This is a genomic window from Mesorhizobium sp. LNHC252B00 (assembly GCF_000502955.1).
Classification (GTDB): domain Bacteria; phylum Pseudomonadota; class Alphaproteobacteria; order Rhizobiales; family Rhizobiaceae; genus Mesorhizobium.
On the sequence record NZ_AYWO01000010.1, the window covers coordinates 24586 to 48250 of the forward strand.

At 63.5% G+C, this 23665-nt stretch carries 22 protein-coding genes, 1 tRNA gene and 4 pseudogenes; 18 read left to right on the forward strand and 9 right to left on the reverse strand.

All coding sequences use genetic code 11. The features are described 5' to 3' along the window. Positions 1-187: 187 nt before the first annotated feature. Positions 188-847, reverse strand: coding sequence for a peptide-methionine (S)-S-oxide reductase MsrA (gene msrA, locus X744_RS155115; protein WP_023759661.1), 660 nt, complete (start codon positions 845-847; stop codon positions 188-190). Positions 848-882: 35 nt separating this feature from the next. After that, the gene (locus X744_RS155110) at positions 883-1203 is read right to left on the reverse strand and encodes a hypothetical protein (protein WP_023759662.1); all 321 of its coding nucleotides are present in this window, start codon (positions 1201-1203) and stop codon (positions 883-885) included. Positions 1204-1601: 398 nt separating this feature from the next. On the opposite strand from X744_RS155110, the gene X744_RS155105 reads away from it, so the two are divergent. From X744_RS155105 to X744_RS155070, 11 genes and pseudogenes are all read left to right on the forward strand, one after another. Then, a tRNA-Ser gene (locus tag X744_RS155105) sits at positions 1602-1691 on the forward strand. Positions 1692-1884: 193 nt separating this feature from the next. After that, positions 1885-2109 carry an alkylphosphonate utilization protein gene (locus X744_RS155100; protein ID WP_023759663.1) on the forward strand — a complete coding sequence of 75 codons (225 nt, stop codon included), beginning with the start codon at positions 1885-1887 and terminating at the stop codon, positions 2107-2109. Between the two features lie 157 nt (positions 2110-2266). Next, positions 2267-2431 carry a hypothetical protein gene (locus X744_RS1000000173750; RefSeq protein WP_023759664.1) on the forward strand — a complete coding sequence of 55 codons (165 nt, stop codon included), beginning with the start codon at positions 2267-2269 and terminating at the stop codon, positions 2429-2431. Between the two features lie 422 nt (positions 2432-2853). Further along, positions 2854-2943, forward strand: a complete 90-nt coding sequence (gene kdpF, locus X744_RS15815) for a K(+)-transporting ATPase subunit F (protein WP_023759665.1) — start codon at positions 2854-2856, stop codon at positions 2941-2943. Between the two features lie 19 nt (positions 2944-2962). Continuing rightward, positions 2963-4666, forward strand: coding sequence for a potassium-transporting ATPase subunit KdpA (gene kdpA, locus X744_RS155095; protein ID WP_023759666.1), 1704 nt, complete (start codon positions 2963-2965; stop codon positions 4664-4666). A gap of 7 nt (positions 4667-4673) precedes the next feature. Then, the gene (locus X744_RS155090) at positions 4674-4889 is read left to right on the forward strand and encodes a hypothetical protein (RefSeq protein ID WP_023759667.1); all 216 of its coding nucleotides are present in this window, start codon (positions 4674-4676) and stop codon (positions 4887-4889) included. Continuing rightward, positions 4886-5314 (forward strand): annotated as a pseudogene (locus tag X744_RS1000000176245) (potassium-transporting ATPase subunit B); the annotation flags it as partial. The gene X744_RS155090 and the pseudogene X744_RS1000000176245, both read left to right, overlap by 4 nt. Positions 5315-5317: 3 nt before the next feature. Beyond that, positions 5318-7129: pseudogene (kdpB, locus tag X744_RS155085) on the forward strand (potassium-transporting ATPase subunit KdpB); the annotation flags it as partial. Between the two features lie 11 nt (positions 7130-7140). Further along, positions 7141-7710 (forward strand): potassium-transporting ATPase subunit KdpC, encoded by a 570-nt coding sequence (kdpC, locus tag X744_RS155080; protein ID WP_023759669.1) that lies wholly within the window; start codon positions 7141-7143, stop codon positions 7708-7710. A 54-nt stretch (positions 7711-7764) separates the two neighbouring features. Then, a complete protein-coding gene (locus tag X744_RS155075; RefSeq protein WP_023759670.1) occupies positions 7765-10494 on the forward strand; it encodes a sensor histidine kinase KdpD in 2730 nt (909 codons plus the stop codon). Further along, on the forward strand, positions 10491-11183 hold the full coding sequence (locus tag X744_RS155070; protein ID WP_023759671.1) for a response regulator transcription factor: 693 nt from the start codon (positions 10491-10493) through the stop codon (positions 11181-11183). The genes X744_RS155075 and X744_RS155070 overlap by 4 nt, the downstream gene beginning before the upstream one ends. Before the next feature lie 11 nt (positions 11184-11194). On the opposite strand, the pseudogene X744_RS01000000169720 reads toward X744_RS155070, so the two are convergent. From X744_RS01000000169720 to X744_RS155045, 7 genes and pseudogenes are all read right to left on the reverse strand, one after another. Beyond that, positions 11195-12631: pseudogene (locus X744_RS01000000169720) on the reverse strand (MFS transporter). A gap of 279 nt (positions 12632-12910) precedes the next feature. Then, positions 12911-13408, reverse strand: a complete 498-nt coding sequence (locus X744_RS155065; protein ID WP_031260295.1) for a DUF992 domain-containing protein — start codon at positions 13406-13408, stop codon at positions 12911-12913. Between the two features lie 93 nt (positions 13409-13501). Then, complete coding sequence (locus tag X744_RS155060) at positions 13502-13978, reverse strand: DUF992 domain-containing protein (protein WP_023759673.1); 477 nt, start codon at positions 13976-13978, stop codon at positions 13502-13504. A gap of 198 nt (positions 13979-14176) precedes the next feature. Beyond that, positions 14177-15026 (reverse strand): annotated as a pseudogene (locus X744_RS01000000169725) (tetratricopeptide repeat protein). Positions 15027-15167: 141 nt separating this feature from the next. After that, positions 15168-15437: a 30S ribosomal protein S21 gene (gene rpsU / locus X744_RS155055; protein ID WP_023759674.1), complete on the reverse strand. Its 270-nt coding sequence runs from the start codon at positions 15435-15437 to the stop codon at positions 15168-15170. A gap of 317 nt (positions 15438-15754) precedes the next feature. Next, entirely contained in the window at positions 15755-16141 is a 387-nt protein-coding gene (locus X744_RS155050; RefSeq protein WP_023759675.1) for an SET domain-containing protein-lysine N-methyltransferase, read from the reverse strand. Positions 16142-16334: 193 nt separating this feature from the next. Further along, positions 16335-16703, reverse strand: a complete 369-nt coding sequence (locus X744_RS155045; RefSeq protein ID WP_023759676.1) for a YrdB family protein — start codon at positions 16701-16703, stop codon at positions 16335-16337. A 218-nt stretch (positions 16704-16921) separates the two neighbouring features. Between X744_RS155045 and X744_RS155040 the strand changes: the two genes are divergently transcribed. From X744_RS155040 to X744_RS155010, 7 genes are all read left to right on the forward strand, one after another. After that, positions 16922-18175: a sarcosine oxidase subunit beta gene (locus X744_RS155040; protein WP_023759677.1), complete on the forward strand. Its 1254-nt coding sequence runs from the start codon at positions 16922-16924 to the stop codon at positions 18173-18175. After that, positions 18175-18597 (forward strand): hypothetical protein, encoded by a 423-nt coding sequence (locus X744_RS155035; protein ID WP_023759678.1) that lies wholly within the window; start codon positions 18175-18177, stop codon positions 18595-18597. The genes X744_RS155040 and X744_RS155035 overlap by 1 nt, the downstream gene beginning before the upstream one ends. An 11-nt stretch (positions 18598-18608) precedes the next feature. Beyond that, entirely contained in the window at positions 18609-18920 is a 312-nt protein-coding gene (locus X744_RS155030) for a sarcosine oxidase subunit delta (RefSeq protein WP_023759679.1), read from the forward strand. Then, positions 18917-21910, forward strand: coding sequence for a sarcosine oxidase subunit alpha (locus tag X744_RS155025; RefSeq protein WP_023759680.1), 2994 nt, complete (start codon positions 18917-18919; stop codon positions 21908-21910). The genes X744_RS155030 and X744_RS155025 overlap by 4 nt, the downstream gene beginning before the upstream one ends. Then, entirely contained in the window at positions 21903-22487 is a 585-nt protein-coding gene (locus X744_RS155020; protein WP_023759681.1) for a sarcosine oxidase subunit gamma, read from the forward strand. The genes X744_RS155025 and X744_RS155020 overlap by 8 nt, the downstream gene beginning before the upstream one ends. A 58-nt stretch (positions 22488-22545) precedes the next feature. Continuing rightward, positions 22546-22776: a hypothetical protein gene (locus X744_RS155015; RefSeq protein ID WP_023759682.1), complete on the forward strand. Its 231-nt coding sequence runs from the start codon at positions 22546-22548 to the stop codon at positions 22774-22776. Positions 22777-22852: 76 nt separating this feature from the next. Continuing rightward, complete coding sequence (locus X744_RS155010; RefSeq protein WP_023759683.1) at positions 22853-23638, forward strand: ThuA domain-containing protein; 786 nt, start codon at positions 22853-22855, stop codon at positions 23636-23638. Positions 23639-23665: the final 27 nt, after the last annotated feature.

Below are 23665 nucleotides of genomic sequence, written 5' to 3' on the forward strand. Positions count from 1 at the left end.
TTTTTCCGTTATGCACCGCATACCGGCCCGGTTCTCCGGCAGGCATGCGACATCAGCCAGGAGTGTATTCCCCTCCCGCTCGGCGGCAATCTGGCACGGCCCGAAACAAAATTCACGCGGAATTTTGACCTTTTGGAAAAGCATGGCGAAGGCCAGCCGCAGCAGCTTGATCTTTGCGCCTAAGACCTCAGGCGGCGGCCGGAATGCCGTAAGCGACGCCCGTGCCTTTCAAGTTGCAAGTGCCGTAAGGGTTCTTCGCCAGATATTGCTGGTGATCGGCTTCGGCGAAGTAGAATTCGGTCGCCGGCGCGATCTCGGTGGTGATTCCGCCGTGGCCGGCGCCGCGCAGCGAAGCCTCATAGGCATCGCGTGAGGCGCTCGCCGCCTGCAATTGCGCATCGCCGATCGTGTAGATCGCGGAGCGGTAGGTGGTGCCGATATCATTGCCTTGGCGCATGCCTTGCGTCGGGTCATGGCTTTCCCAAAACAGCTTCAGAAGCGCGGCATAGGAGACGATCCTGGGATCATGGACGACCATCACAACTCCCGCATGGCCGGTGAGGCCGGTGCAGGTTTCCTGGTGGGTCGGATTGGGCGTGATGCCGCCGGCATAGCCGACCGCCGTAACCCAGACGCCTTCGATCGGCCAGAACAGCCGCTCCGCCCCCCAGAAGCAGCCGAGCCCGAACATCGCCGTCTCCAGCCCCTCGGGATAAGGACCCTTGAGCGGTCGTTTCGAGACCTGGTGCCGTCGTGCGGTCGGGATCGCTCTGGTACGGCCCGGCAACGCCTCCGACGGCTTCGGCAGATTGAGCTTCTTGTTCAGCATGTCGCTGAGAAAGAACATGCGCTGCTTTCCTCTGAGTGAAACGCGGAAGGGAATCAGTTCGCGGCGAACCGTCCGCGCGGTTGCCGCCTGTAGCCGATCGCATAGAGCAGGAAGGCCAGCGCGGCGAACACGGCGAAGCCCGGCTGATTGAGCACCCAGGCGACGGCGCCGTCCCACAGCAGCGGGCTGGCCTTGGTTCGCACGAAGGTCTCGAATTCGGCCCGAGTGTCCGGCGAGACCGCCAGCCAACTGGTGTTGAGCGGAGTCAGAACCAGTGCCGAAGCCGCCACGGTACGCGTCGCGTCAAGCACCGCCATGATGACGGAAATCGACAGGGCGACCATGGCGGCAAGACGAAAGATGAAGCGAAACATCAGCGACCTTCCTCCCGGGCCAGTCCTCAAGCTCCTCCCGAGGGCGTTCCGGCACGTTTCGAACGAGAGATAGAATGGGCCTGCCTACTTCGCAATCGTCCTACGCGAATTCCGGCGCTTTGTCCGGTCGTAGCTATACCGCCGGCTTGCGTTTGCGCCGCGCTGGCGGCTTCGCGAAACGCTGTGTGGCCGGCAAAGCGAATAGACTGCCGTTATGGCTTGGCATTCGGCGCCGGATCGACTAGATGAGCCCCGCGCCTGTTGCTTCGACGGCTCAGGTGCAGGGGAAGGGCGTTCGCTGGTTGGCGACGCCGGCGAGGAATTCCACGCCTCCGCCCCAAGGGAGGTGCATCTCCCCAACCCGCGCGGCGAAACCGGCCGGCGTGACATGCATGGACGGAGAGGTGGCCGAGTGGTTGAAGGCGCACGCCTGGAAAGTGTGTTTACGGGAGACCGTAACGCGGGTTCGAATCCCGCTCTCTCCGCCATTCCACAAAAATGGTAGAATCGTCTGATATCGTTGCGTTTCGTAAGGGGCGCCAGAAGGATCAATGCCCTATTCTGGTGTCCAAATTCACGGTGATCTTGTCGGCTAGCAAGGGTGCATGTGTGAATGCCGACAAGCCGGTTTTGGAATTGTTGCGCGATCTGGTAGTGGTGATCCAAATCACAGGAGACGGCATGCCAAACGATGTAGTCGTGCGCGACAGCAATGGCGCTCAATTGAATGACGGCGATTCCGTCACGCTGATCAAGGACCTCAAAGTCAAAGGCACTTCGGAGACGATCAAGCGGGGTACATTGGTGAAGAACATTCGCCTCAACGGCAATCCCGGCGAGATCGAATGCAACACCAAGCAAGTGAAGGGCCTGGTGCTCAAAACCGAGTTCGTGAAGAAGGCGTGACCCTCAAGGCGGCAACCGCCACGTCCCTGCCAAACAGCGCACAAGGCGGGGTGATTGTTGCTAATCGCCTCTGTCTGCAGCCTTCCGTCCAGCCCACCGGCTGCGAGCAGTACATCGTTCGATAGGGTGTGCCGTCACGGTCGGCTATTTCGCCTATATGGCCGCCATGGCCGCCAACCAAAAATCGCCGGCCGATATGGCAGCGCTGGCAGTGTCGATTCTCAAGTCCAGCGATGCTTCCCCGGAAATGCGGGAATGGGCCTCGGATGCCAGAGGAATACAGAACGATATTGGAATGCCGGCCAAATCCGTTCAGCAATGACGGCGCCTCCCATCGTCTCCGGCCCCTTTCGGCGTTTCGGACTGGCTGTACCATGATGCCCCGCATGGCCGGTGTGACGGCCAGCCGGTAGAGCGTGCACGACGCACCGACCGCGACGCCTCGGACGGCCGCCGGACCGAAAACCTTTATGAAATTCCTATTTCTTTCCGCCCCGTCCCGTCTCGAACCTTTATGGCGATCGGGTCCATATTCCCCTTGAGAAAACACAACTGGTTTCGTCGGCGGCAAAGTGTGCGGCGGGCCACGATTTTGCGCACCTTTTCGTCAAGGGCGCAAAGTACAGACAGGCGCAAGGAACAAACACAATGGACATCATTGTTCTCGGGATCGGGGTTTTGTTTTTCGCCCTGTTCTTCACCTACGTCAAAGCATGCGACCGAATTTGAGCTGAGGATAGGACCATGCTTCTCGACTACATCCTCAGTGGTGGCGTGACCTTGTTCCTGCTCGCCTATCTGACCTACGCGCTCGTTCGTCCAGAACGCTTCTGAAGGCACGGAAAGCACAGCCATGACCCTGAACGGTTGGATACAGATCCTGGTCTTTTGCGGGATCATCATTTTGCTGGTGAAGCCGCTCGGCGGCTACATGCACCGCGTCTTCAACGGCGACCGGACGCTGCTCTCGCCAGTCTTCGGCCCGCTCGAGCGCGGGCTCTACCGCGTTTGCGGAACCAACGAACGCGAGGAACAGCACTGGACCACCTATGCGGTGGCTTTGCTGCTCTTCAACCTTGCCGGCTTCCTGGTGCTCTATGTCCTGCAGCGCCTACAGGGAAGCCTGCCCTACAATCCGGCCGGCATGACCGCGGTTGAACCAGGTCTGGCCTTCAACACCGCCGCCAGCTTCATGACCAATACCAACTGGCAGAACTACGGCGGCGAGAGCACGATGTCCTACCTCGTGCAGATGGCTGGCCTGACGGTGCAGAATTTCGTTTCGGCCGCCACCGGCATTGCCATCGCCATTGCGTTGATCCGCGGCTTTGCCCGCGCTTCCGGCAAGTCGATCGGCAATTTCTGGGTCGATATGACCCGTTCCACGCTTTATGTGCTGCTGCCGTTCTGCATCGTGCTGACGCTGGTCTATGTCTGGCTCGGCATGCCGCAGACGCTTGGCGCCTACGTCAACGCCACCACGCTCGAAGGGGCACAGCAGACCATCGCCGTCGGCCCGGTCGCTTCGCAGGTTGCCATCAAGATGCTCGGCACCAATGGCGGCGGCTTCTTCAACGCCAATGCCGCACATCCCTTCGAGAATCCCGACGCGATCTCCAACCTGATCCAGATGGTGTCGATCTTCGCCATCGGCGCAGCCTTGACCAACGTCTTCGGACGCATGATCGGCAACCAGCGCCAGGGTTGGGCAATCCTGTCGGCCATGGGCGTCATGTTCGTCGCCGGCGTCATCGTCTGCTACTGGGCGGAAGCCGCCGGCAACCCGCTGGTGCATGCGCTCGGCATCGACGGCGGCAACATGGAAGGCAAGGAGACGCGCTTCGGCGTCGCCTTGTCGGCGCTGTTTGCCGTCATCACCACCGCCGCCTCCTGCGGCGCCGTCAATGCCATGCACGGCTCCTTCACGGCGCTCGGCGGCATGATCCCGATCATCAACATGCAGCTTGGCGAAGTCATCGTCGGCGGTGTCGGCGCCGGTCTCTACGGCATCCTGATGTACATCGTCATCGCCGTCTTCGTCGCCGGCCTGATGGTCGGCCGCACGCCCGAATATCTCGGCAAGAAGGTCGAGGCCAAGGAGGTCAAGATGGCGATGCTGGCCATACTGTGCCTGCCGCTGGCGATGCTGATCTTCACCGCCATCGCGGTCGTGCTGCCGACCGGTGTGGCGTCGATGGGGAATGCCGGCCCGCACGGCTTCTCCGAGGTTCTCTATGCCTATACGTCGGCTGCGGCGAACAATGGCTCGGCCTTCGGCGGCCTCAGCGGCAACACGCCCTGGTACAACATCACCATCGGCATCGGAATGTTGATGGGCCGCTTCCTGGTCATCATCCCGGCGCTGGCCATCGCCGGCTCCCTGGTGGCGAAGAAGACGGTTCCGGCTTCCGCCGGCACCTTCCCGACTGATGGCCCGCTGTTCGTTGGGCTGCTGGTCGGCGTCATCCTCATCGTCGGTGGTCTGACCTTCTTCCCGGCGCTCGCCGTCGGACCGATCATCGAGCATCTGGCTGGCATCCACGGGCAGACCTTCTGAGGCTGTCATGCCCTGGTTCAGCACCAAGCGCCGCAACATCAGCCACAGTGGCGATCAAGGAAAGGAGGAGAGACCTCCTCCTTTCCCGACCCTGTCGACCTTTCTCGGCCTCGCGGCAGTCATGCTCGTCCTCTGGTTGCTGGTCTACGGGCCGCCGCACTTCCTTTCGGCATCCGATCATCCAGTGCCGTCCAACAACACCGAAGCCGGAGCTTCAAAATGAGCCGCTCGAAATCAGCAAGCATCATGGATGCCCGCATCCTGCTTCCCGCCATTGGCGACGCTTTCCGCAAGCTTGACCCGCGCACGCTGGCCAGGAACCCGGTGATGTTCGTCGTCGCCGTCGTCTCGGTGCTCACCACGGTGCTGTTCGTCAAGGACCTAGTCACCGGCGGCGGCAATCTCGGCTTCACGCTGCAGATCATCATCTGGCTATGGTTCACCGTGCTGTTCGCCAATTTCGCCGAAGCCGTCGCCGAAGGGCGCGGCAAGGCGCAGGCGGAATCGCTGCGCAAGGCCCGCACCGAAACCCAGGCCAAGCTTTTGACGGGCGAGGACCGCACCAGGTTCAAGCTGGTGCCCGGCACCAGCCTGAAGGTCGGCGATGTCGTTCTCGTCGAGGCCGGCGACATCATCCCGTCCGATGGCGANGATTCGCTGCGCAAGGCGCGCACCGAGACCCAGGCCAAGCTTTTGACCGGCGAAGATCGTACGAAATACAAACTCGTGCCCGGCACCAGCCTCAAGGTCGGCGATGCGGTGCTGGTCGAGGCCGGCGACATCATCCCGTCCGACGGCGAGGTGATCGAAGGCGTCGCTTCGGTCAACGAAGCGGCGATCACCGGCGAGTCCGCGCCGGTCATCCGCGAATCCGGCGGCGATCGCTCGGCGGTCACCGGCGGCACGCAGGTCTTGTCCGACTGGATCCGCGTGCGCATCACGGCGGCGTCCGGCCACACCTTCCTCGACCGGATGATTTCGCTGGTCGAAGGCGCGGAGCGGCAAAAGACGCCGAACGAGATCGCGCTCAACATCCTGCTCGTCGGCATGACACTTATCTTCGTGCTGGCCACCGCAACGATCCCGAGCTTTGCGACTTATTCGGGCGGCTATATCTCGGTCACCGTGCTCGTCGCCCTGTTCGTCACCCTGATTCCGACCACGATCGGCGCGCTGCTGTCGGCCATCGGTATCGCAGGCTTGGACCGCCTGGTGCGCTTCAATGTGCTGGCCATGTCGGGACGCGCCGTCGAGGCTGCCGGCGACGTCGACACGCTGCTGCTCGACAAGACCGGCACGATCACGCTCGGCAACCGCCAGGCAACCGAGTTCCGCTCGGTCAAGGGCGTCACCGAGCAGGAACTGGCCGACGCGGCACAACTCGCCTCGCTTGCCGATGAAACGCCGGAAGGACGTTCGATCGTCGTGCTGGCCAAGGAGAAATACGCCATCCGCGCCCGCGACATGGCCACGCTGCACGCCACCTTCGTGCCTTTCACCGCCCAGACCCGTATGAGCGGCGTCGACATCGATGGCTCCTCGGTGCGCAAGGGCGCGGTCGATTCCGTGCTTGCCCATGTCAGCCAGTCGACGGTCGCCGCCCACGCGACGCGGCCCGGCAGCGATACCGTCCGCGACCTGCAGGCGATCGCCGACGAAATCGCCAAATCGGGCGGCACGCCGTTGGCTGTCGAGCGCGACGGGCGCCTGCTCGGCGTCGTCCACCTCAAGGATATCGTCAAGGGCGGCATCAGGGAGCGCTTCGCCGAATTACGCAAGATGGGCATCCGCACGGTGATGATCACCGGCGACAATCCGATGACGGCGGCAGCCATTGCCGCGGAAGCCGGCGTCGACGACTTCCTCGCCCAAGCAACGCCGGAGGACAAGCTAAAGCTGATCCGCGACGAGCAGGCCAAGGGCAAGCTGGTCGCCATGTGCGGCGACGGCACCAACGATGCGCCGGCCCTTGCCCAGGCCGATGTCGGCGTCGCCATGAACACCGGCACGGTCGCCGCGCGCGAGGCCGGCAACATGGTCGACCTCGACAGCGATCCGACCAAACTCATCGAGATCGTCGAGATCGGCAAGGCGCTGCTGATGACGCGAGGCTCGCTGACAACCTTCTCCATCGCCAACGACGTGGCCAAGTACTTCGCCATCATCCCGGCGATGTTCGCTGCCTTCTACATCGCGCCTGGGCAAACCACCGGCCCGTTGCAGGCGCTCAACATCATGCATCTGGCGACGCCGCAAAGCGCCATCCTGTCGGCCATCATCTTCAACGCGCTGATCATCATCGCGCTGATTCCGCTGTCGCTGAGAGGCGTCAAATATCGTGCCATCGGCGCCGGCGCGCTGCTCAGCCGGAACCTGCTCGTCTACGGCCTCGGCGGCATCATCGTCCCCTTCGTCGGCATCAAGGCGATCGACATGATCGTCACGGCGCTTGGCCTCGCTTAAGGAATATCCCCATGCTCACCCAGATAAGACCCGCGATCGTCATGATCGTCTTCTTCACGGTGCTGACCGGCCTGATCTATCCGATCGGCATGACCGGCATCGCCCAGGCACTGTTCCCCCGCCAGGCAAATGGCAGCCTGATCGAAAAGGACGGCAAGGTCATCGGCTCCGAACTGATCGGCCAAGGCTTTGCCAGCGACCGGTATTTCCATGGCCGCCCCTCGGCTGCCGGCAGCAACGGCTATGACGCTTCCGCCTCCGGCGGCAGCAATTTAGGTCCGACCAATCCCAAGCTGATCGACCGCATCAAGGGCGATGTGGAAAAGCTGAAGGCGCAGAATCCGAGCCAGCCCGTGCCGATCGACCTGGTCACCACCTCAGGCAGCGGCCTCGATCCTGACATCAGCCCAGAAGCCGCGTACTTCCAGGTCGCAAGGGTGGCCAAGGCCAGGGGGATCGACGAGGCCAGGATCAAGGCGCTGGTCGACGCCCGTGTCGAGGGCAGGGAGCTCGGCTTCATGGGCGAACCGGTGGTCAATGTGCTGGGTCTCAACCTTGCACTGGACGTAGCGAAAGAGTGAATGGCTCGGGCCGGGGATCGACAGTATCCCCGGCTCCATCCATGATCGATAATGATGCCGGACGACAGAAGCAACGACACCAGACCTTCTCCCGACGCACTGCTCGATCATGCCGAGCGGGAAGGTCGCGGCCGTCTGCGGATATTCCTCGGCGCGGCACCGGGCGTCGGCAAGACCTACGAGATGCTGATGTCTGGCCGCGCCAGGGTGGCCGACGGCGTGGACGTGATCATCGGCATCGTCGAGACGCATGGCCGCAAGGAAACGCTGGCCCTGGTCGAGGGCTACGAGGTCATTCCGCGCCGCAAGGTCGACTACAGAGGGCGCATCCTCGAAGAGATGGATATCGACGCCATCCTTGCCCGGCGCCCGGCGCTGGTTCTCGTCGACGAACTCGCCCACACCAACGCGCCCGGCAGCCGCCATCCCAAGCGCTATCTCGACGTTCAGGAAATCCTGACGCACGGCATCGACGTCTATACGACGCTCAACATCCAGCATGTCGAAAGCCTGAACGACGTCGTCGCCCAGATCACCAAGGTCAGGGTCCGCGAGACGGTTCCCGATTCCATCATCGACCAAGCCGACGATGTCGAGATCATCGATCTCACCCCCGACGACCTGATCAAACGGCTCGAGGAAGGCAAGGTCTATTTCCCCAACACCGCCCAGCGCGCGATCGAAAACTATTTCTCATCAGGCAATCTGACGGCGCTTAGGGAGTTGGCGCTGCGCCGCACCGCGCAGCGCGTCGACGACCAGTTGCTGATCCATATGCAGGCGCATGCCATTCCCGGACCATGGGCAGCCGGGGAAAGGGTTCTCGTCTGCCTCGACGCGCGTCCTGGAGGAGCGGCCCGCGTCCGCTATGCGCGCAGGCTGGCCGACCGGCTGCGTGCCCCCTGGACCGCGCTGCATGTCGATAGCACGCGCTTGGCCAGTATGCCCGAAGAGGACAAAGACCGGCTCGCAAACAACCTGCGCCTCGCCCAGCAGCTTGGCGCCGAGGTGACGACCATACCGGGTCAGAACGTGGCGCAGGACATCGTGCGTTACGCGACGGCGAACAACTTCACCCATATCGTGGTCGGCAGGCCGACCCGGTCGCGCTGGCGGGAATTGATCGAAGGCTCGCTCACCTATGATCTCATCCGCAATGCCGGCGACATCAGCGTCCATGTCATTTCGGGAAACGAACGCGGCACCGAGGCGGCTTCGAGAAGCGTCCGGGCGGCGGACGAGCAGCGGCAGTTCGAGATCTGGCCCTATCTCAAGGCCACGGCCTATCTCATGGGCTCGCTCGCCTTCGCCGTCGTTCTCGATCAGTTTCTCGACGTCCGCAATCTGGCGATCATCTTTCTCATCGCGGTGCTGGCATCGGCGGTGACCGGTGGCCTGTGGCCGGCACTGTATGCCTGTTTCGTCAGTGCCCTTGCCTTCAACTATTTCTTCATGGAACCGCGCTACACGCTGACCATCCGGGATCCGGAAAGCATTGTCGCGCTTGGCGTGTTCCTGGTTGTCGCCGTTATCGCCAGCAATTTGACGGCGCGCGTGCAGCGCCAGGCGGTCGCCGCCCGCTCACGGGCGCGGGCCACCGAGGACATCTACCTTTTTTCAAAGAAGCTCGCCGGTGCCGGCACGCTCGACGACGTTCTCTGGGCCACCGCTTTCCAGATCGCCTCGATGCTGAAGCTGCGGGTGGTGCTGCTTTTGCCTGAAGACGGAACGATCACCGTCAAGGCCGGCTATCCGCCAGACGACACATTGGCCGAAGCCGACATCGCCGCCGCCCGCTGGGCCTGGGAGCACAATCGGGCCGCCGGACGTGGCGCCGATACGCTTCCCGGCGCCAAGCGCCTCTATCTTCCCTTGCGCACGGGGCGCACGGCACTCGGTGTCGTCGGCCTCGACAATGACAAACAGGGGCCGCTGCTGACGCCCGAGCAACAGCGCCTGCTCGACGCGCTGGCCGATCAGGCGGCGGTCGCCATCGAGCGCATCCAACTGGTCGCCGACGTCGACCGCGCAAAGCTTGCCGCCGAGGCGGACAGGCTGCGCTCGGCGCTTCTCACCTCGATCTCCCATGATCTGAAGACGCCGCTCGCAGCCATCATGGGCGCGGCCGGCACGCTGAGGGAATTCTCAGCCGCACTTCCCGAACAGGATCGGGCAGAGCTTTTGTCGACCGTGCTCGACGAATCCGAGCGGCTGAACCGCTTCATCGCCAATCTGCTCGACATGACCAAGATCGAGTCCGGCGCGATGGAGCCGAACTACGCCTTCCACTATGTCGGCGACATCGTCGGCTCCGCCCTGCAGCGGGCCAGGAAGATCATCGCCGAGCACAAGATCGAGACGGACATCACCTCGGATTTGCCGATGTTGAAGGTCGATCCCGTCCTGTTCGAGCAGGCGCTGTTCAACCTTCTCGACAATGCAGCGAAATACGCGCCGGCCGGCTCGACGATCCGCGTTCAGGGCTGGACCGACAATGGTTCTGTCCTCCTGCAGGTCATGGATGAAGGGCCGGGCATTCCCACCGGCGATCTGGAACGGATTTTCGACACCTTCTACCGGGTGCGCAAGGGCGACCAGGTTCGCGCCGGCACCGGGCTCGGGCTGTCGATTTGTCGTGGTTTCATCGAGGCGATGGGCGGGACGATCACGGCGGCAAACCGGACCGATCGCTCAGGCGCGGTCTTCACCATCAAGATGCCGAAGCCGGCCAACACGCCCGATCTCGACGCCTCTGCCACGGATGATGGGGGCGACTTGGAATGACAAACTCGAATGTCAGGATCCTGGTCGTCGATGACGAGCCGCCGATCCGAAAGCTGCTGCGTGTCGGGCTCGGCAGCCAGGGCTATGCGATCAGCGAGGCGCCGAACGCCAAAGCGGCGATCGAACTGATGGAGACGGAGGAGCCGGACCTTGTCCTGCTCGACCTCGGCCTGCCCGGCATGAGCGGCCATGAGCTGTTGCGCAAATGGCGTGACGACGGTCTCGACATTCCGGTGGTCATCCTGTCCAGCCGCACCGACGAGGCCGGCATCGTCCAGGCTCTGGAACTCGGCGCCGACGACTATGTCACCAAGCCGTTCGGCATGAACGAACTGGTCGCGCGCATCCGCGTGGCGCTGCGGCACAAATTCCAGCAACAGGGCGAGAAGCCTGTTTTCCAGACCGGCGACCTATCCGTCGATCTGGTCAAACGCATCGTCAAGGTCGAGGGCAAGGACGTAAAGCTCTCGCCGAAGGAATACGATATCCTGCGCATTCTCGTGCAGCACGCCGGCAGGGTGCTGACCCATCAATTCCTGTTGAAGCAGGTCTGGGGCGATTCGACCGACGTGCAGTATCTCAGGGTTTATGTCCGGCAGCTCAGGCAGAAGATCGAGAAGACCCCCGACCAGCCGCGCTACATCACCACCGAGACCGGCGTTGGTTACCGCCTGCGCGAGGTCGAGTGAGCGGGCAAGGTCTAGCCGATCGCTTCCCGCGGCTGACCGAAGGGCGTGGATGCCCGGAAGGCCGCAAGGCAGCCGACAATGCCGAGCGGTACGAAGGCAAGAAACAGCCATGACGCGACATTCGCCGCGGCGTCATAATTCAAACCTTGCGAAAAGCCGCTGGCGTTGGCGACGATGCCGGCAAGTGCGGCACCCACGGCATAGCCGATCCGCTGCATGGTCGGCACCGCCACCGAGGCGATGGTCTGCTCGCTTTCAGGCGCTGAGGCGACGATGACGCGCGTCAGGAAGGGTCATGAGACGCCGAAGCCGCCGCCCTGCAGCAGCGCGCAGATCAGGATCAGCGGGATGGAGCCTAGGGGTATCGTATAGGCAAAGCCGGCAATACCGGCCGCGATCATCGCCGCGCCGCCGACGATGATCAGTCGCTCGCGTTGCGGTGGTGCGTTGGCGACCAGGATCGACAGGATCGACCAGGCGATCGATTCGGCGGCGATGATGTAGCCGGTGGTCAGCAGCGGAATGTCGTGCAGGCTGGTCAGGAGCAGCGGGCCGTAGACGCCGAAGGAACAGGTCGCCACCGAAAAGGCGGCAACCATGGTCATGCCGGCGCCGACCGGCGTTCGCCACGAGAACAGCCGCGCCGGAAACAGCCGCGAACGCGGCTTCAACGCGTCGATGGAGAAGAACAGCACCAGGCCGACCAGCCCGAGGGCCATCAGCAGCGAGGAACGCAGCAAGGCGATGTCGACGCCGGCCGAGGCGATCAGCACCACGGCGACGGCAAGGCAGCCAAGGGCTGCGAACGGGAAGGGCGGCGCCTTGCCTATGCTCGTCCTGGGTTTCGTCGCCTCCGGCGTGTCGAGCACGATGAAGCTTGCCAGCGCCATGGCGGTGCCGCCGAGGGTGAAGACGCCAAAGGCCCAGCGCCATGACAGAAGCTCGGTCATGATCGCGCCGAGCAACGGTCCGCTGAAGGCGGCTACGCCCCAGATCGCCGACATGATGCCGAAAAGCTGTGGCCAGATGGTGCGCGAGAACAGCCGCTCGACCGAGACGAAGGCCAACGACACCAGCGCACCGCCGCCAAGCCCCTCGATCAGGCGGCCTGCAAGGAACAGTTGCATGGAAGGCGAGGTGGCGCAGACCAGCGCTCCGGCTGCGTAGAGGAGCGCGGCGACCACCATGTTGGTGCGCAGCGGAACATAGCTCACCAGACGCCCGGCTGCCGCGCCGGCAACGATGGCGCCGAGTTCGTAGATAGCCAGCGACCAGCCGACGAGTTGGACACCGGCCAGTTCGCCGACCATGGCCGGCATCACCGTGGCCACCATGGTTTCGTTGGTGGCGTGCAGCAGGATGCCGAGGCTGATGAAGCAGAAGCGCGCCAGGTCGCCGCTTGCCCACAATGCGCGCCAGTCGACCCTGTTTGTGCTGATTTCGGTCATGTCCACCCCTGCTTTCCNGGTCGCCGCTTGCCCACAATGCGCGCCAGTCGACCCTGTTTGTGCTGATTTCGGTCATGTCCACCCCTGCTTTCCATATCCTGACGCCAGAGCAGGACGCCAGAAGCCAGTACCGGTTTCCGGCAGGACCATGCGCAGGCAGGAGCGTGTATCGCGCACCGCATCGAGCGCGCTGCTCCGGTCGGGCAGGCTTGTAAAACCTCAACTGGGGTTGAGCTCAAGCGGATTTTTTCGAGATAGGGTTGCGGTCCGGTTGCGCGGTCAATTCTCGGTACTGCGCAACTGGAACTGACTGACGCCGATCGCGAGGTTCATGCCGGTCTGCGTCTGCAGGCTGAGCGGCTGCAAGGTGAAGGCCTGCGAGGATCCTCCGACCAGCAGATTGGCGCCGGCGCCGACGGCTGCCGTCACTTCGGCGCTGGCGCCGATATAGTCGCCGGCCAGCGCACCCGGGGCATAGATGTTCTTCAGCGGCGTCAGCACGATCCACTGCATGAACGTCTGCTTCGTCGTGCCGATGTCGAGGCCGTATTTGTTGACCGCGCCGAAATAGGCTTCCGGTGCGAAGCTCTTGTCGGCGGGGTTGAACGTGCAGCTCAAATCCTTGCTCGAGCCGAAAATGAAACCGGTGCCGCCGCCGATGGCGCAATCAAGCGTGCCGAGTTCTATCCCTTGGTCCCGCGCCCGCGCCGTCCCGGCGAGCAAAGTTGCGATCATCGCAGCGGCAATGGCTGTCTGCGGTATGGTTGCTTTGGGCATGGCGGTCCCCCTCAAAAACAAACGACGCGGAACCATCCTATCCGGTTCCGCGCCGCAGGGTGAGGGGTCGTGGAGCGCATGGCTCCACTGCATTCACTTGAACGAATGGATGAGCTGGAGCGAGGTCACGGCCACAGCAAGGTTGACGCCGGTCTGCGCCTGGACGCTGAGCGGCTCCAGCATGAAGGCGCTGTCCAGGCCGCCAACCAGCAGGTTGGCGCCGCCGCCGGTCACGACGCTCGCCTCGGCGTTGACGCCGTAGTAGCTGCCGGCGAGATCGCCTCCGTCGCGGTCGCGCGTTGCCGCCAGCACGGCCCAGACGAGCTGGCCCTGATGCGTCTTGCCGACATCCAGGCCGACCTTGGAGATCACGCCGGTGTAAACCTCGGACGGTCCGTGATGATGGGGGCGGAAGACGCAGGACACACCCTTGTTGGACGCGACGATATAAGCGGTGCCGCCGTCAATGGTGCAGTCGAGCGTGCCGAGTTGCAGCTTGCCGGCGCTGGCCGGGGCGACGGCAAACTCCGTCATGGCGAGGACAGCGGCGCAGGCGAGTTTCTTGATCATGGGAGGTCCTTTCGCAAATAGCTTTTTGACAACGGTGGGCAGACCGTTCCGCTGAAAACTTGGCGCGAACAAGGCACGGGTCAACCCCTTGCTGCCGGGGTTAACGCACGGTTGCCGAGATGCGTCTTTTCGGACACGCAAAGGACGCCGCGGCACTTGGATGCCACGCAGATTGTCTGGGAATGCTACCGAAATCGATCAGCTGACGCGGGCGAGGCCGTCCTTGGCCGGCTGGTAGGCCGGGTTCAGGCGGACGGCTTCGCGATAGGATTTCGCTGCCTTGGCCTTGTCGCCGCGCNCCGCGCCGCTCGTAGATCAACGCCTGATTGGCCCAGGCTTCGGCATTGTTGCCGTCGAGCTTGATCGCCATGTTGAAGTCGGAGAAGGCGTTGTCTTCGTCGTTGGTTGCCAGATAGGAAAGGCCGCGGCCATTGTAGGGTTCGGCAGCGTCCGGCGCCAGCGAGATCGCCGTCGAGAAGTCCTCGATAGCGAACTTGTGCTGACCCTGGCTCTGATAGATCAGGCCACGATTGTGGTAGGCGCGCGCGTCGGTCGTGTCGAGCTGGATCGCCTTCTGGAAGTCGTTGAAAGCGTCCTGGGTGCGGCCCGCCTTGCGATAAAGGTTGCCGCGCCCAATGTAGGCGGCGTCATAGTTTGAATTGATCTGGATCGAACGGTTGTAGTCCTCGAGCGCGGCCGTCTGATTGCCGAGGAAGCGCTGGATGAGCGCGCGGTTCGAATAGGCCTGGAAGAAATTCGGGTTGAGTTGGATGGCCTGGTTGAAATCCTTGAGCGCTGCCTGGTACTGGCCGCCACGGCCATAGGCCGAGCCGCGCACGTTGTACGCTTCGGGATCCTGGGGATTGCGCTGGATGACCGCCGACAGCGAGGAGATGTTCTCGCTCGACCCCTGCGCCTTGTCGATGTTGTTGAATTCGCCGGTCGGGCCTGACGTCTGGCAGCCGGCAAGCGCCAATCCGGAGAGCAGGGCCACTGTCAGGGCGAAACCACGCAATGCGGTCCCGCGCTCCACGCTTGCTGCGTTCATGTCTGCCCTGTCCTCACTTCAAGCCGCGTCGCTCAGGTCCGGTTCCCCCCTCCGGGCCGGGTCACAACCAAAACAAAAAGGTGGCGGCGATTCCGCATCGCGCCACCTCTGATATCCTTCGAAAAGGACGAAAAATTGGCGTTAGAACCGCGGCGGACGCGGAGCACCGCCGGCGGCGCCAGCAGCAACGGGGCGCGGCGTCATCGGCAGCAGGCCTTCGCGCTGGGCGCGCTTGCGGGCCAGCTTGCGGGCGCGGCGGACAGCTTCAGCCTTTTCACGGGCGCGCTTTTCGGACGGCTTCTCGTAGTGACCGCGCATCTTCATTTCGCGGAAAATGCCTTCGCGCTGCATCTTCTTCTTGAGAGCGCGAAGCGCCTGATCAACGTTATTGTCGCGGACGAGTACCTGCACGGGCAATCCTGTCTTTCGGGTTTGATGTCAACAGGCAAGCGGCCATAGCCACTAGCCTCCGCGGCGGTTTACACCACGAATTGGGGCGGCTGATAGCAGAATCAGGCCGCGCTGTCCACAGTCGAAATGGAAGAATGGCGCCGAAGCCGAAACAAAAAACCCGCCTCATGGGCGGGGTTCAGGCGCAAATCAGCACCATACCCAAAACACTAGCATAGTTGCCGTCACGGCTATGGCCAAGGCGGCAAGGCAGTCGCTTCAGACGAATGATGGCGGGCAAGCCGAGGCCAGCTTGCCTCCCACTCCCCGGCGGATCTCTATGCCGTTGCCAAATGCAGCCGCTCAAAATCCTCGAAAAACTCGCCGTAGTCGCAGGTGATCTCCTCGCCCTCGGCGATGTCGCGGGTCGCGGTGGCCCCGCCATACTGCGAAAAATCCGTGTTCGGGCTGGCCGAATGGTTCATGAAGCGCCCATTGTCGACCTCATAGACCATGAAGCCAGGCCGGTCAGGGCTCGGATAGGCATAGCGCTCGAGCAATTCCCTCAGAGGCGGCGGTGCCGCCTCGTATTTGTCCATCGGGATCAACCGGTCGAAATCCGGATCGAGCCGCCAGATCGAAGCGCCTTTCCTGATCGGCTCGGCGGCGAACATGCCGACGCCCTCGATCGCGCTCGCAGCCACGTAGGTTCTGATCAGCATCATGTTGGCAGGACCCGTTTTGGCAAGAAGACCCGTTTCGAAACGGCATCGCCAAATCGCGTGGAAAAAGCAAGACCGGCGGTCTGCGTTATGACTACGAACATGCGTCCTGGCCGCAAAAAGACTTCACGTCCGGTTGATCGACACGCCGCGCCTTCCTTGTCGCTCGCCAAACAGGCGAGGCCAGTGGGGCGAACTATTGCCGCAACAACCATCCCAGGCGATCGAGCGAGAATGCGTAGCTGATGACGATCAGCAGGGCCATGACGATGCCCGTGGTCGTTTGGCCGGCCAGGTAGAACCCAGCCGCGCCGGCGAACAGGATGACGAGTTCCAGCACCAGCCGCACCGCGCCCGGAACCGGCACAGGGGCGCGGCCCGACCGACTCGGATCATTGAGCACGGCGAAGGTTCCCCACAGCGCAGCAGCAACGAGCGGTATGGCCAACGCAGCGACCCAGCGCCACCAATCGTGTGAGAGGCCCCAGCTGGCGATGCCGAGCCCGAGCAAGGCCGCAAGCTCCAGCAGGAAGCGCAACGTCAGATTCCACCAGGCATTGCCCATAATAGTCCTCCAAAGTCTCGCGACAGACAGTGTGACCGAACGGGGCCTTAGCTGCCAGATCGCATGCGGCTTTTTCGCCGTGGCGCAAAACGGCAAGCGCCGTCGCAAACAGCGCAAGGGTGGAAGCGCTGTTTCGCTAGTGATACACCTCGCGCGCCGGGATCGAATGAACGCCCGGCTGCTATTCGCGAGGCCTTTTCTGGGGCGAGGTTGGGACGTTGAAGAAATATTCGGTATTCGCCATCGCCCGCGAGGCCATGCGCGGCCACAAGGGCTGGGAGGAGCAGTGGTCCTCGCCGGAGCCCAAGAAGGAATACGACGTCATCATCGTCGGCGCCGGCGGCCATGGCCTGGCCACAGCCTACTATCTCGCCACGGTGCACGGCATCACCAATGTCGCTGTGCTGGAAAAGGGCTGGCTTGGCGGCGGCAACACCGGCCGCAACACCACCATCATCCGTTCCAACTATCTCTATGACGAGAGCGCCGGCATTTACGACCACGCGCTGAAGCTGTGGGATGGGCTGAGCCAGGAGCTCAATTACAACGTCATGTACTCGGCCCGCGGCGTCATGATGCTCGCCCACAACGTGCACGACGTCCAGGTGCTGAAGCGCCACGTCCACGCCAACCGGCTGAACGGCATCGACAATGAATGGCTGACGCCGGAGCAGGCGAAGGAATTCTGCCCGCCGCTCAACACCTCCAAGGATGCGCGCTATCCAGTCGTCGGTGCCGCACTGCAGCGGCGCGGCGGCACGGCGCGCCACGATGCGGTTGCCTGGGGCTATGCGCGCGGCGCTTCGGCGCGCGGCGTGCACATCATCCAGAACTGCGAAGTCACCGGCGTCAAGCGGGCCGCCAATGGCGCCGTCACGGGCGTCGACACGACGCGCGGCTTCATCGGCGCCAAGAAGGTCGGCGTCGTTGCCGCCGGCCATTCCTCGGTGATCATGAACATGGCCGGCGTGCGCATGCCGCTGGAGAGCTATCCGTTGCAAGCGCTGGTGTCGGAGCCGGTCAAGCCGGTGGTGCCTTGCGTTGTCATGTCGAACACAGTGCACGCCTATATCTCGCAGTCCGACAAGGGCGAACTGGTGATCGGCGCCGGCACAGACCAGTATGTGTCCTATTCGCAGACCGGCGGCCTGCACATCCTGCAGCACACGCTCGACGCCATCTGCGAGATGTTCCCGATCTTCACGCGCATGAAGATGCTGCGCTCCTGGGGCGGCATCGTCGATGTGACGCCGGACCGCTCGCCGATCCTGGCCAAGACGCCGGTGCCTGGCCTCTACGTCAATTGCGGCTGGGGCACGGGTGGCTTCAAGGCGACGCCGGGTTCGGGCCATGTCTTTGCCCACACAATCGCCAAGGACGATCCGCATCCGATCAACGCACCCTTCACCATCGAACGCTTCCGCACCGGCCGGCTCATCGACGAGGCGGCGGCGGCGGCGGTGGCGCACTGATGATGGCGCAGATGGCTGTCGCTATGCCGCTGATGCTGGCGGGGGAACAGGGGATGTTCCATTTTCCTTCGGCGGATGAATTGCGGCTGCAGCCGATCAGTCGCGCCGACAACGAGGCCGACTGGCCATTTTCGGTCGACGATGGCACGCTGGCCTGCGTCTGGAGCGGCGGCCAGAGGGTGGTGATGTTCTTCGAGGGACGGTCCGAAGGGCTCGAGGAGGACGAGACGTTCCAGCCACGTCAGGTCATCGTCACAACCGATCCGATGCAACTCACCCTCGGCAACATGGCGTCTCGCGATCTGTTTCGTCCCGCTGCAAGCGTGGAAGAGCGCATCCGGCTCGTCGCACCGTTCGCGACGTTGGGACAGAAGCTTTGCGATCAACCGGCGGGCGCCCGCGTCGGCCACGGCGAATTGTAGGAACCAGGACAATGCTTCTCATCCGCTGCCCTTATTGCGAGGAAGAGCGCCCGGAACTCGAGTTCCGCAACGCCGGCGAGGCGCATATCGCGCGCTCGGCCAACATGGCCGGCGAGAGCGACGACGATTTCGAGAAGTTCTTCTTCATCCGCTCGAACCCCAAGGGTATCATTTATGAGCGCTGGCGGCACATGCATGGCTGCGCCCGTTTCTTCAACGCCGTGCGCGACACCGTCACCGACAAGTTCGTCATGACCTACAAGGCTGGCGAGCCGAAACCGTCCAAGTTGCCCAAAAACTCCAACGAAGTGGTTGCCAAATGATCGGCGCGTTCCGCATTCCCGGCGCCGGTCGCTTCAAGCAGGCGAAGACCGCGCGGTTCAGTTTCGATGGCCAGTCCTATACCGGCATCGAGGGCGACACGCTGGCTTCGGCGCTGCTCGCCAATGGCGTCCATCTTGTCGGCCGCTCGTTCAAGTACCATCGTCCGCGCGGCATCCTGTCGGCGGGCGCCGAGGAACCGAACGCGCTGGTCGAGATCAAGCGCGACGCGGCACGCAAGACGCCGAACGTGCGGGCCACCGTGCAGGAACTCTATGACGGGCTGGACGCGCAGTCGCAGAACCGCTGGCCTTCATTGTCCTTCGACGTCAGCGCGGTCAACGACTTTGCTTCGCCGCTGTTTTCGGCCGGCTTCTACTACAAGACCTTCATGTGGCCGAAGGCTGCATGGAAGAGCCTGTACGAACCCAAGATCCGCGCCGCGGCCGGACTTGGCGTTTCCCCGGACCAACCGGACCCGGACCATTATTCGTCGCGCTATGCGCATTGCGAGGTCCTGGTGCTGGGCGGCGGCGCCGCCGGCATCGCGGCGGCGCTTGCCGCAGCCGAGACCGGCGTGCGCGTCATCCTTGCCGACGAACAGGCCGAGTTCGGCGGCAGCCTACGGTTCGAGAGCGGTGCGAAAATCGACGGCCAGGACGGCTTTGCCTGGGCTCAAGGTGCGGTGGCCAAGCTCGCCGCCATGGACAATGTACGCGTGCTCTCGCGCACGACGGCGTTCGGCTATTACGCGCAGAATTTCGTCGGGCTGGTCGAGCGTGTCAGCGATCATTTGAAGACTCCCGGCCACGATCTGGCGCGCGAGCGGCTGTGGCAGGTGAGGGCCAAGCGCGTGGTGCTGGCCTCCGGCGCCATCGAGCGCCACATGGTGTTCGCCGACAACGACCGGCCGGGCGTCATGCTGGCAGGTGCGGCGCGCACCTATCTCAACCACTATGGCGTTGCGGTCGGCAAGAATGTCGGCGTCTACACCGCCAATGATTCCGCCTATGCAGCGGCAATCGACCTGAAGAAAGCCGGCATTAACGTGGCGGCGATCGTCGATTTACGCGACAACCCGACCGGGCCGGCGATCGACGAGGCGAGGGCGCTCGGCATCGAGGTGAATTTCGGCCGTGCCGTCATCCGCGCAGGCGGCAAGCTCAGGGTGTCGTCGATGACCGTGCAGCCGAAGAATGGCGGCGGCGAACGCACCATCCCGGTCGATGCGATCCTGATGTCGGCCGGCTGGACGCCTTCGGTGCATCTGTTCTCGCAGTCGCGCGGCAAGGTCGCCTTCAACGACGAGACCAAGCGCTTCGTGCCGGGCACCTATGCGCAGGACTGCGTCTCTGTCGGCGCCTGCAACGGCACCGACGGGCTGTCGGCGACGATCGACGAAGCCTATGCGGCGGGCGCCAAGTCGGCCAAGGATGCGGGCGCGAAAACCGCCAAGGGCACAAAGCCGAAAGTCGATGCCTCGGAAAACTGGTCGCGCGGCATGCTGGGTGCGGCGCCAGGAGCCGGGCCGGACACGACCGTGAAAGCCTTCGTCGATTTCCAGAACGACGTCGCCGCCAAGGATATCCGCCAGGCGGTGCACGAGGGCATGCGGTCGATCGAGCACGTCAAGCGCTTCACCACCAACGGCATGGCGACCGACCAGGGCAAGACCTCCAACATGCACGGCCTGGCGATTGCCGCCGAGACGCTGGGCAAGCCGATCCCGGAGGTCGGGCTGACCACGTTCCGGGCGCCCTATACGCCGGTGACCTTCGGCGCGATCGTCAGCCATGCGCGGGGTCCGCTGTTCGACCCGACGCGCAAGACTGCGATCCATCCCTGGGCAGAGGCGCAAGGCGCGGTGTTCGAGGATGTCGGCCAGTGGAAACGCGCCTGGTATTTCCCCAAGGCAGGCGAGGACATGCACGCCGCGGTCGACCGCGAATGCGTTGCGGTACGCAAGACGGCCGGCCTGTTCGATGCCTCGACGCTGGGCAAGATCGAAGTGGTCGGTCCGGACGCAGCGAAATTCATGGAGCTGCTCTACACCAACCCATGGGAGAAACTGGAGCCCGGCCGCTGCCGCTACGGCATCATGCTGCGCGAGGATGGCTTCATCTATGATGACGGCGTCGTCGGCAGGCTGGCGCCAGACCGTTTCCATGTGACGACGACGACCGGCGGCGCGCCGCGCGTCATGAACCACATGGAGGATTATCTCCAGACAGAGTTCCCGCATCTCAACGTCTGGCTGACCTCGATCACCGAGCAATGGGCCGTCATCGCGGTGCAGGGACCGAAATCCCGCGACATCATCGCTCCGCTGGTCGAAGGCATCGACATGTCGGACGAGGCGCTGCCGCATATGTCGGTGCGCGAAGGCAAGATCTGCGGCGTGCCGACCAGGCTGTTTCGCATGTCGTTCACTGGCGAGCGCGGCTTCGAGGTCAACGTGCCTGCCGATTACGGGCAGGCTGTCTGGGAAGCGCTGTGGGCGCAAGGCCAGAAGCACGGCGCTGCCGCGTATGGGACCGAGGCCATGCACGTGCTGCGCGCCGAAAAGGGCTACATCATCGTCGGCCAGGATACCGACGGCACGGTGACGCCGAACGATGCCGGTCTCGACTGGGCGGTCGGCAAGAAGAAGGCCGATTTCGTCGGCATTCGCGGCCTGACGCGGCCTGATCTCGTCGCCAAGGGCCGCAAACAACTGGTCGGCCTGAAGACCAAGGACCCAAAGGTGGTGCTGGAAGAGGGCGCGCAGATCGTCGAGGATCCCCGGCAGGCGATCCCGATGAAGATGATCGGCCATGTCACCTCGAGCTATTGGTCGGAAAATTGCGGCCGCTCGATCGCGGTGGCGCTGGTCGCCGGCGGCCGCGACCGCATGGGCGACACGCTCTTTGTGCCGATGCCGAACGGCGCGATCGAAGTGGAGGTTGCCAGCATGGTGTTCTTCGACGAGACGGGAGGGCGCCTCAATGGCTAAGGCTGCTGCAAGAAAGACGGCACCGGTGACATCGCCTTCGGTAGAACGCCGTCCGGCGCTGGCCGGACGCAGCACGACCGGTATCGGCGTCAAGGTCGAGGTGCTGCCGCCGGCCGAGCGCATTTCATTGCGCGCACCGGAGGCCTCGCTTGCAGCGCTTTCCAAGGCGCTCGGCGTGACCTTGCCGAAAAAGCCGAAGACGTCCGCTTCGAAGGGCGGGCGAACCGCCTTGTGGCTCGGCCCCGACGAATGGCTGGTCATCGATGAGGCGGGCAAGGATCCGCTGGCCGATTGTGCTGGGGTTTCCGCCTTGCACTCGGCGGTCGGCATCTCGCATCGCAACATCGCTATCGCCGTGACGGGCACCGGGGCAGCAGCGACGATCAATGCGGGTTGCCCGCAGGACCTGTCGCCCGATGGCTTCCCGGTTGGAGCGGCGTCGCGAACCATCCTCGGCAAGACCGAGATCGTGCTGTTGCGCACGGCGCCGGACGCCTTCAGGGTTGAATGCTGGCGTTCCTTCTCGGACTATGTCTTTACTTTTTTGTCCGAGGGATCGCGCGACGCAGCGGTCTGAATCCGGAACGTTTGCAGGGCAGGCTCGTTCTGCATCCTCACGCCGAGGGAGAATGCCGATGCCGTCGAATTCCGCGCCCAAGTCGCCGGTCAAAAAGACGTCGGCCGTCCGTTCGCTCGAACAGGAGCGGCACGAAGCGCCGAGCGCCGAAGAGGAACTCGAGGAAGGCCTCGAAGACACGTTCCCGGCCAGCGATCCGGTGTCGATCACTGGATCGTCCATCTCGGGCGCTCCGGCGAAGCCGGGCCAGGCCAAGACCGTGCCCGGGCGCAAGAAGCGCAAGGCGTAGTTTTCATCGGGCCAGGCGGCATCGGACCTTCTCAATCCCATTGGACATGCTACTTAAAGCGCTTTGGGAGATAAAAATGCCGACAAAAGCGATCGTCTGGGGCGAGAACGTCCACGAGCAGACCAATGCCGCCGTGCGCGACCTCTATCCCCTGGGCATGCATGGCACCATTGCCGCGGCGCTCAACCAGGACAAGGGCATCGAGGCGACCACCGCCACCTTGCAGGAGCCCGAGCACGGCCTGGGCGAAAAGCGCCTGGCCGCCGCCGACGTGCTGCTGTGGTGGGGCCATGCGGCGCATGGCGAGGTCAAGGACGAGATCGTCGAGCGGGTGCAGAAGCGGGTGTGGGAAGGCATGGGGCTGATTGTGCTCCATTCCGGGCATTACTCGAAGATTTTCAAGCGGCTGATGGGCACGCCCTGTTCGCTGAAATGGCGCGAGGCGGGCGAGCGCGAGCGCGTCTGGGCGATCAACCGCGGCCATCCGATCGCGCAGGGCATCGGCGAGTGCCTGGAGATCGGCGAGACCGAAATGTATGGCGAGCCCTTCGCCGTGCCGGAGCCGCTCGAGACGGTGTTCGTCTCCTGGTACGAGGGCGGTGAGGTGTTCCGGTCCGGGCTGACCTACCAGCGCGGCGCCGGCAGGATCTTCTACTTCTCGCCCGGTCACGAGACCTATCCAATCTATCACAACGAAGGCGTGCGGCAGGTGCTGCGCAATGCGGTGCACTGGGCGCGCAACCCGGCGCCGGCCTGGTCCGGCATCACCAATGCCCCGAACGTGCCGACGGATGCCGCCAAGGAGAAGATCGTCCAAAAAGGCCTGCGCCTGCATGCCGATGGCGACAGGGGTCTTGGCTGATCGGCGCGTGAGTCGATTGCGGCGTGA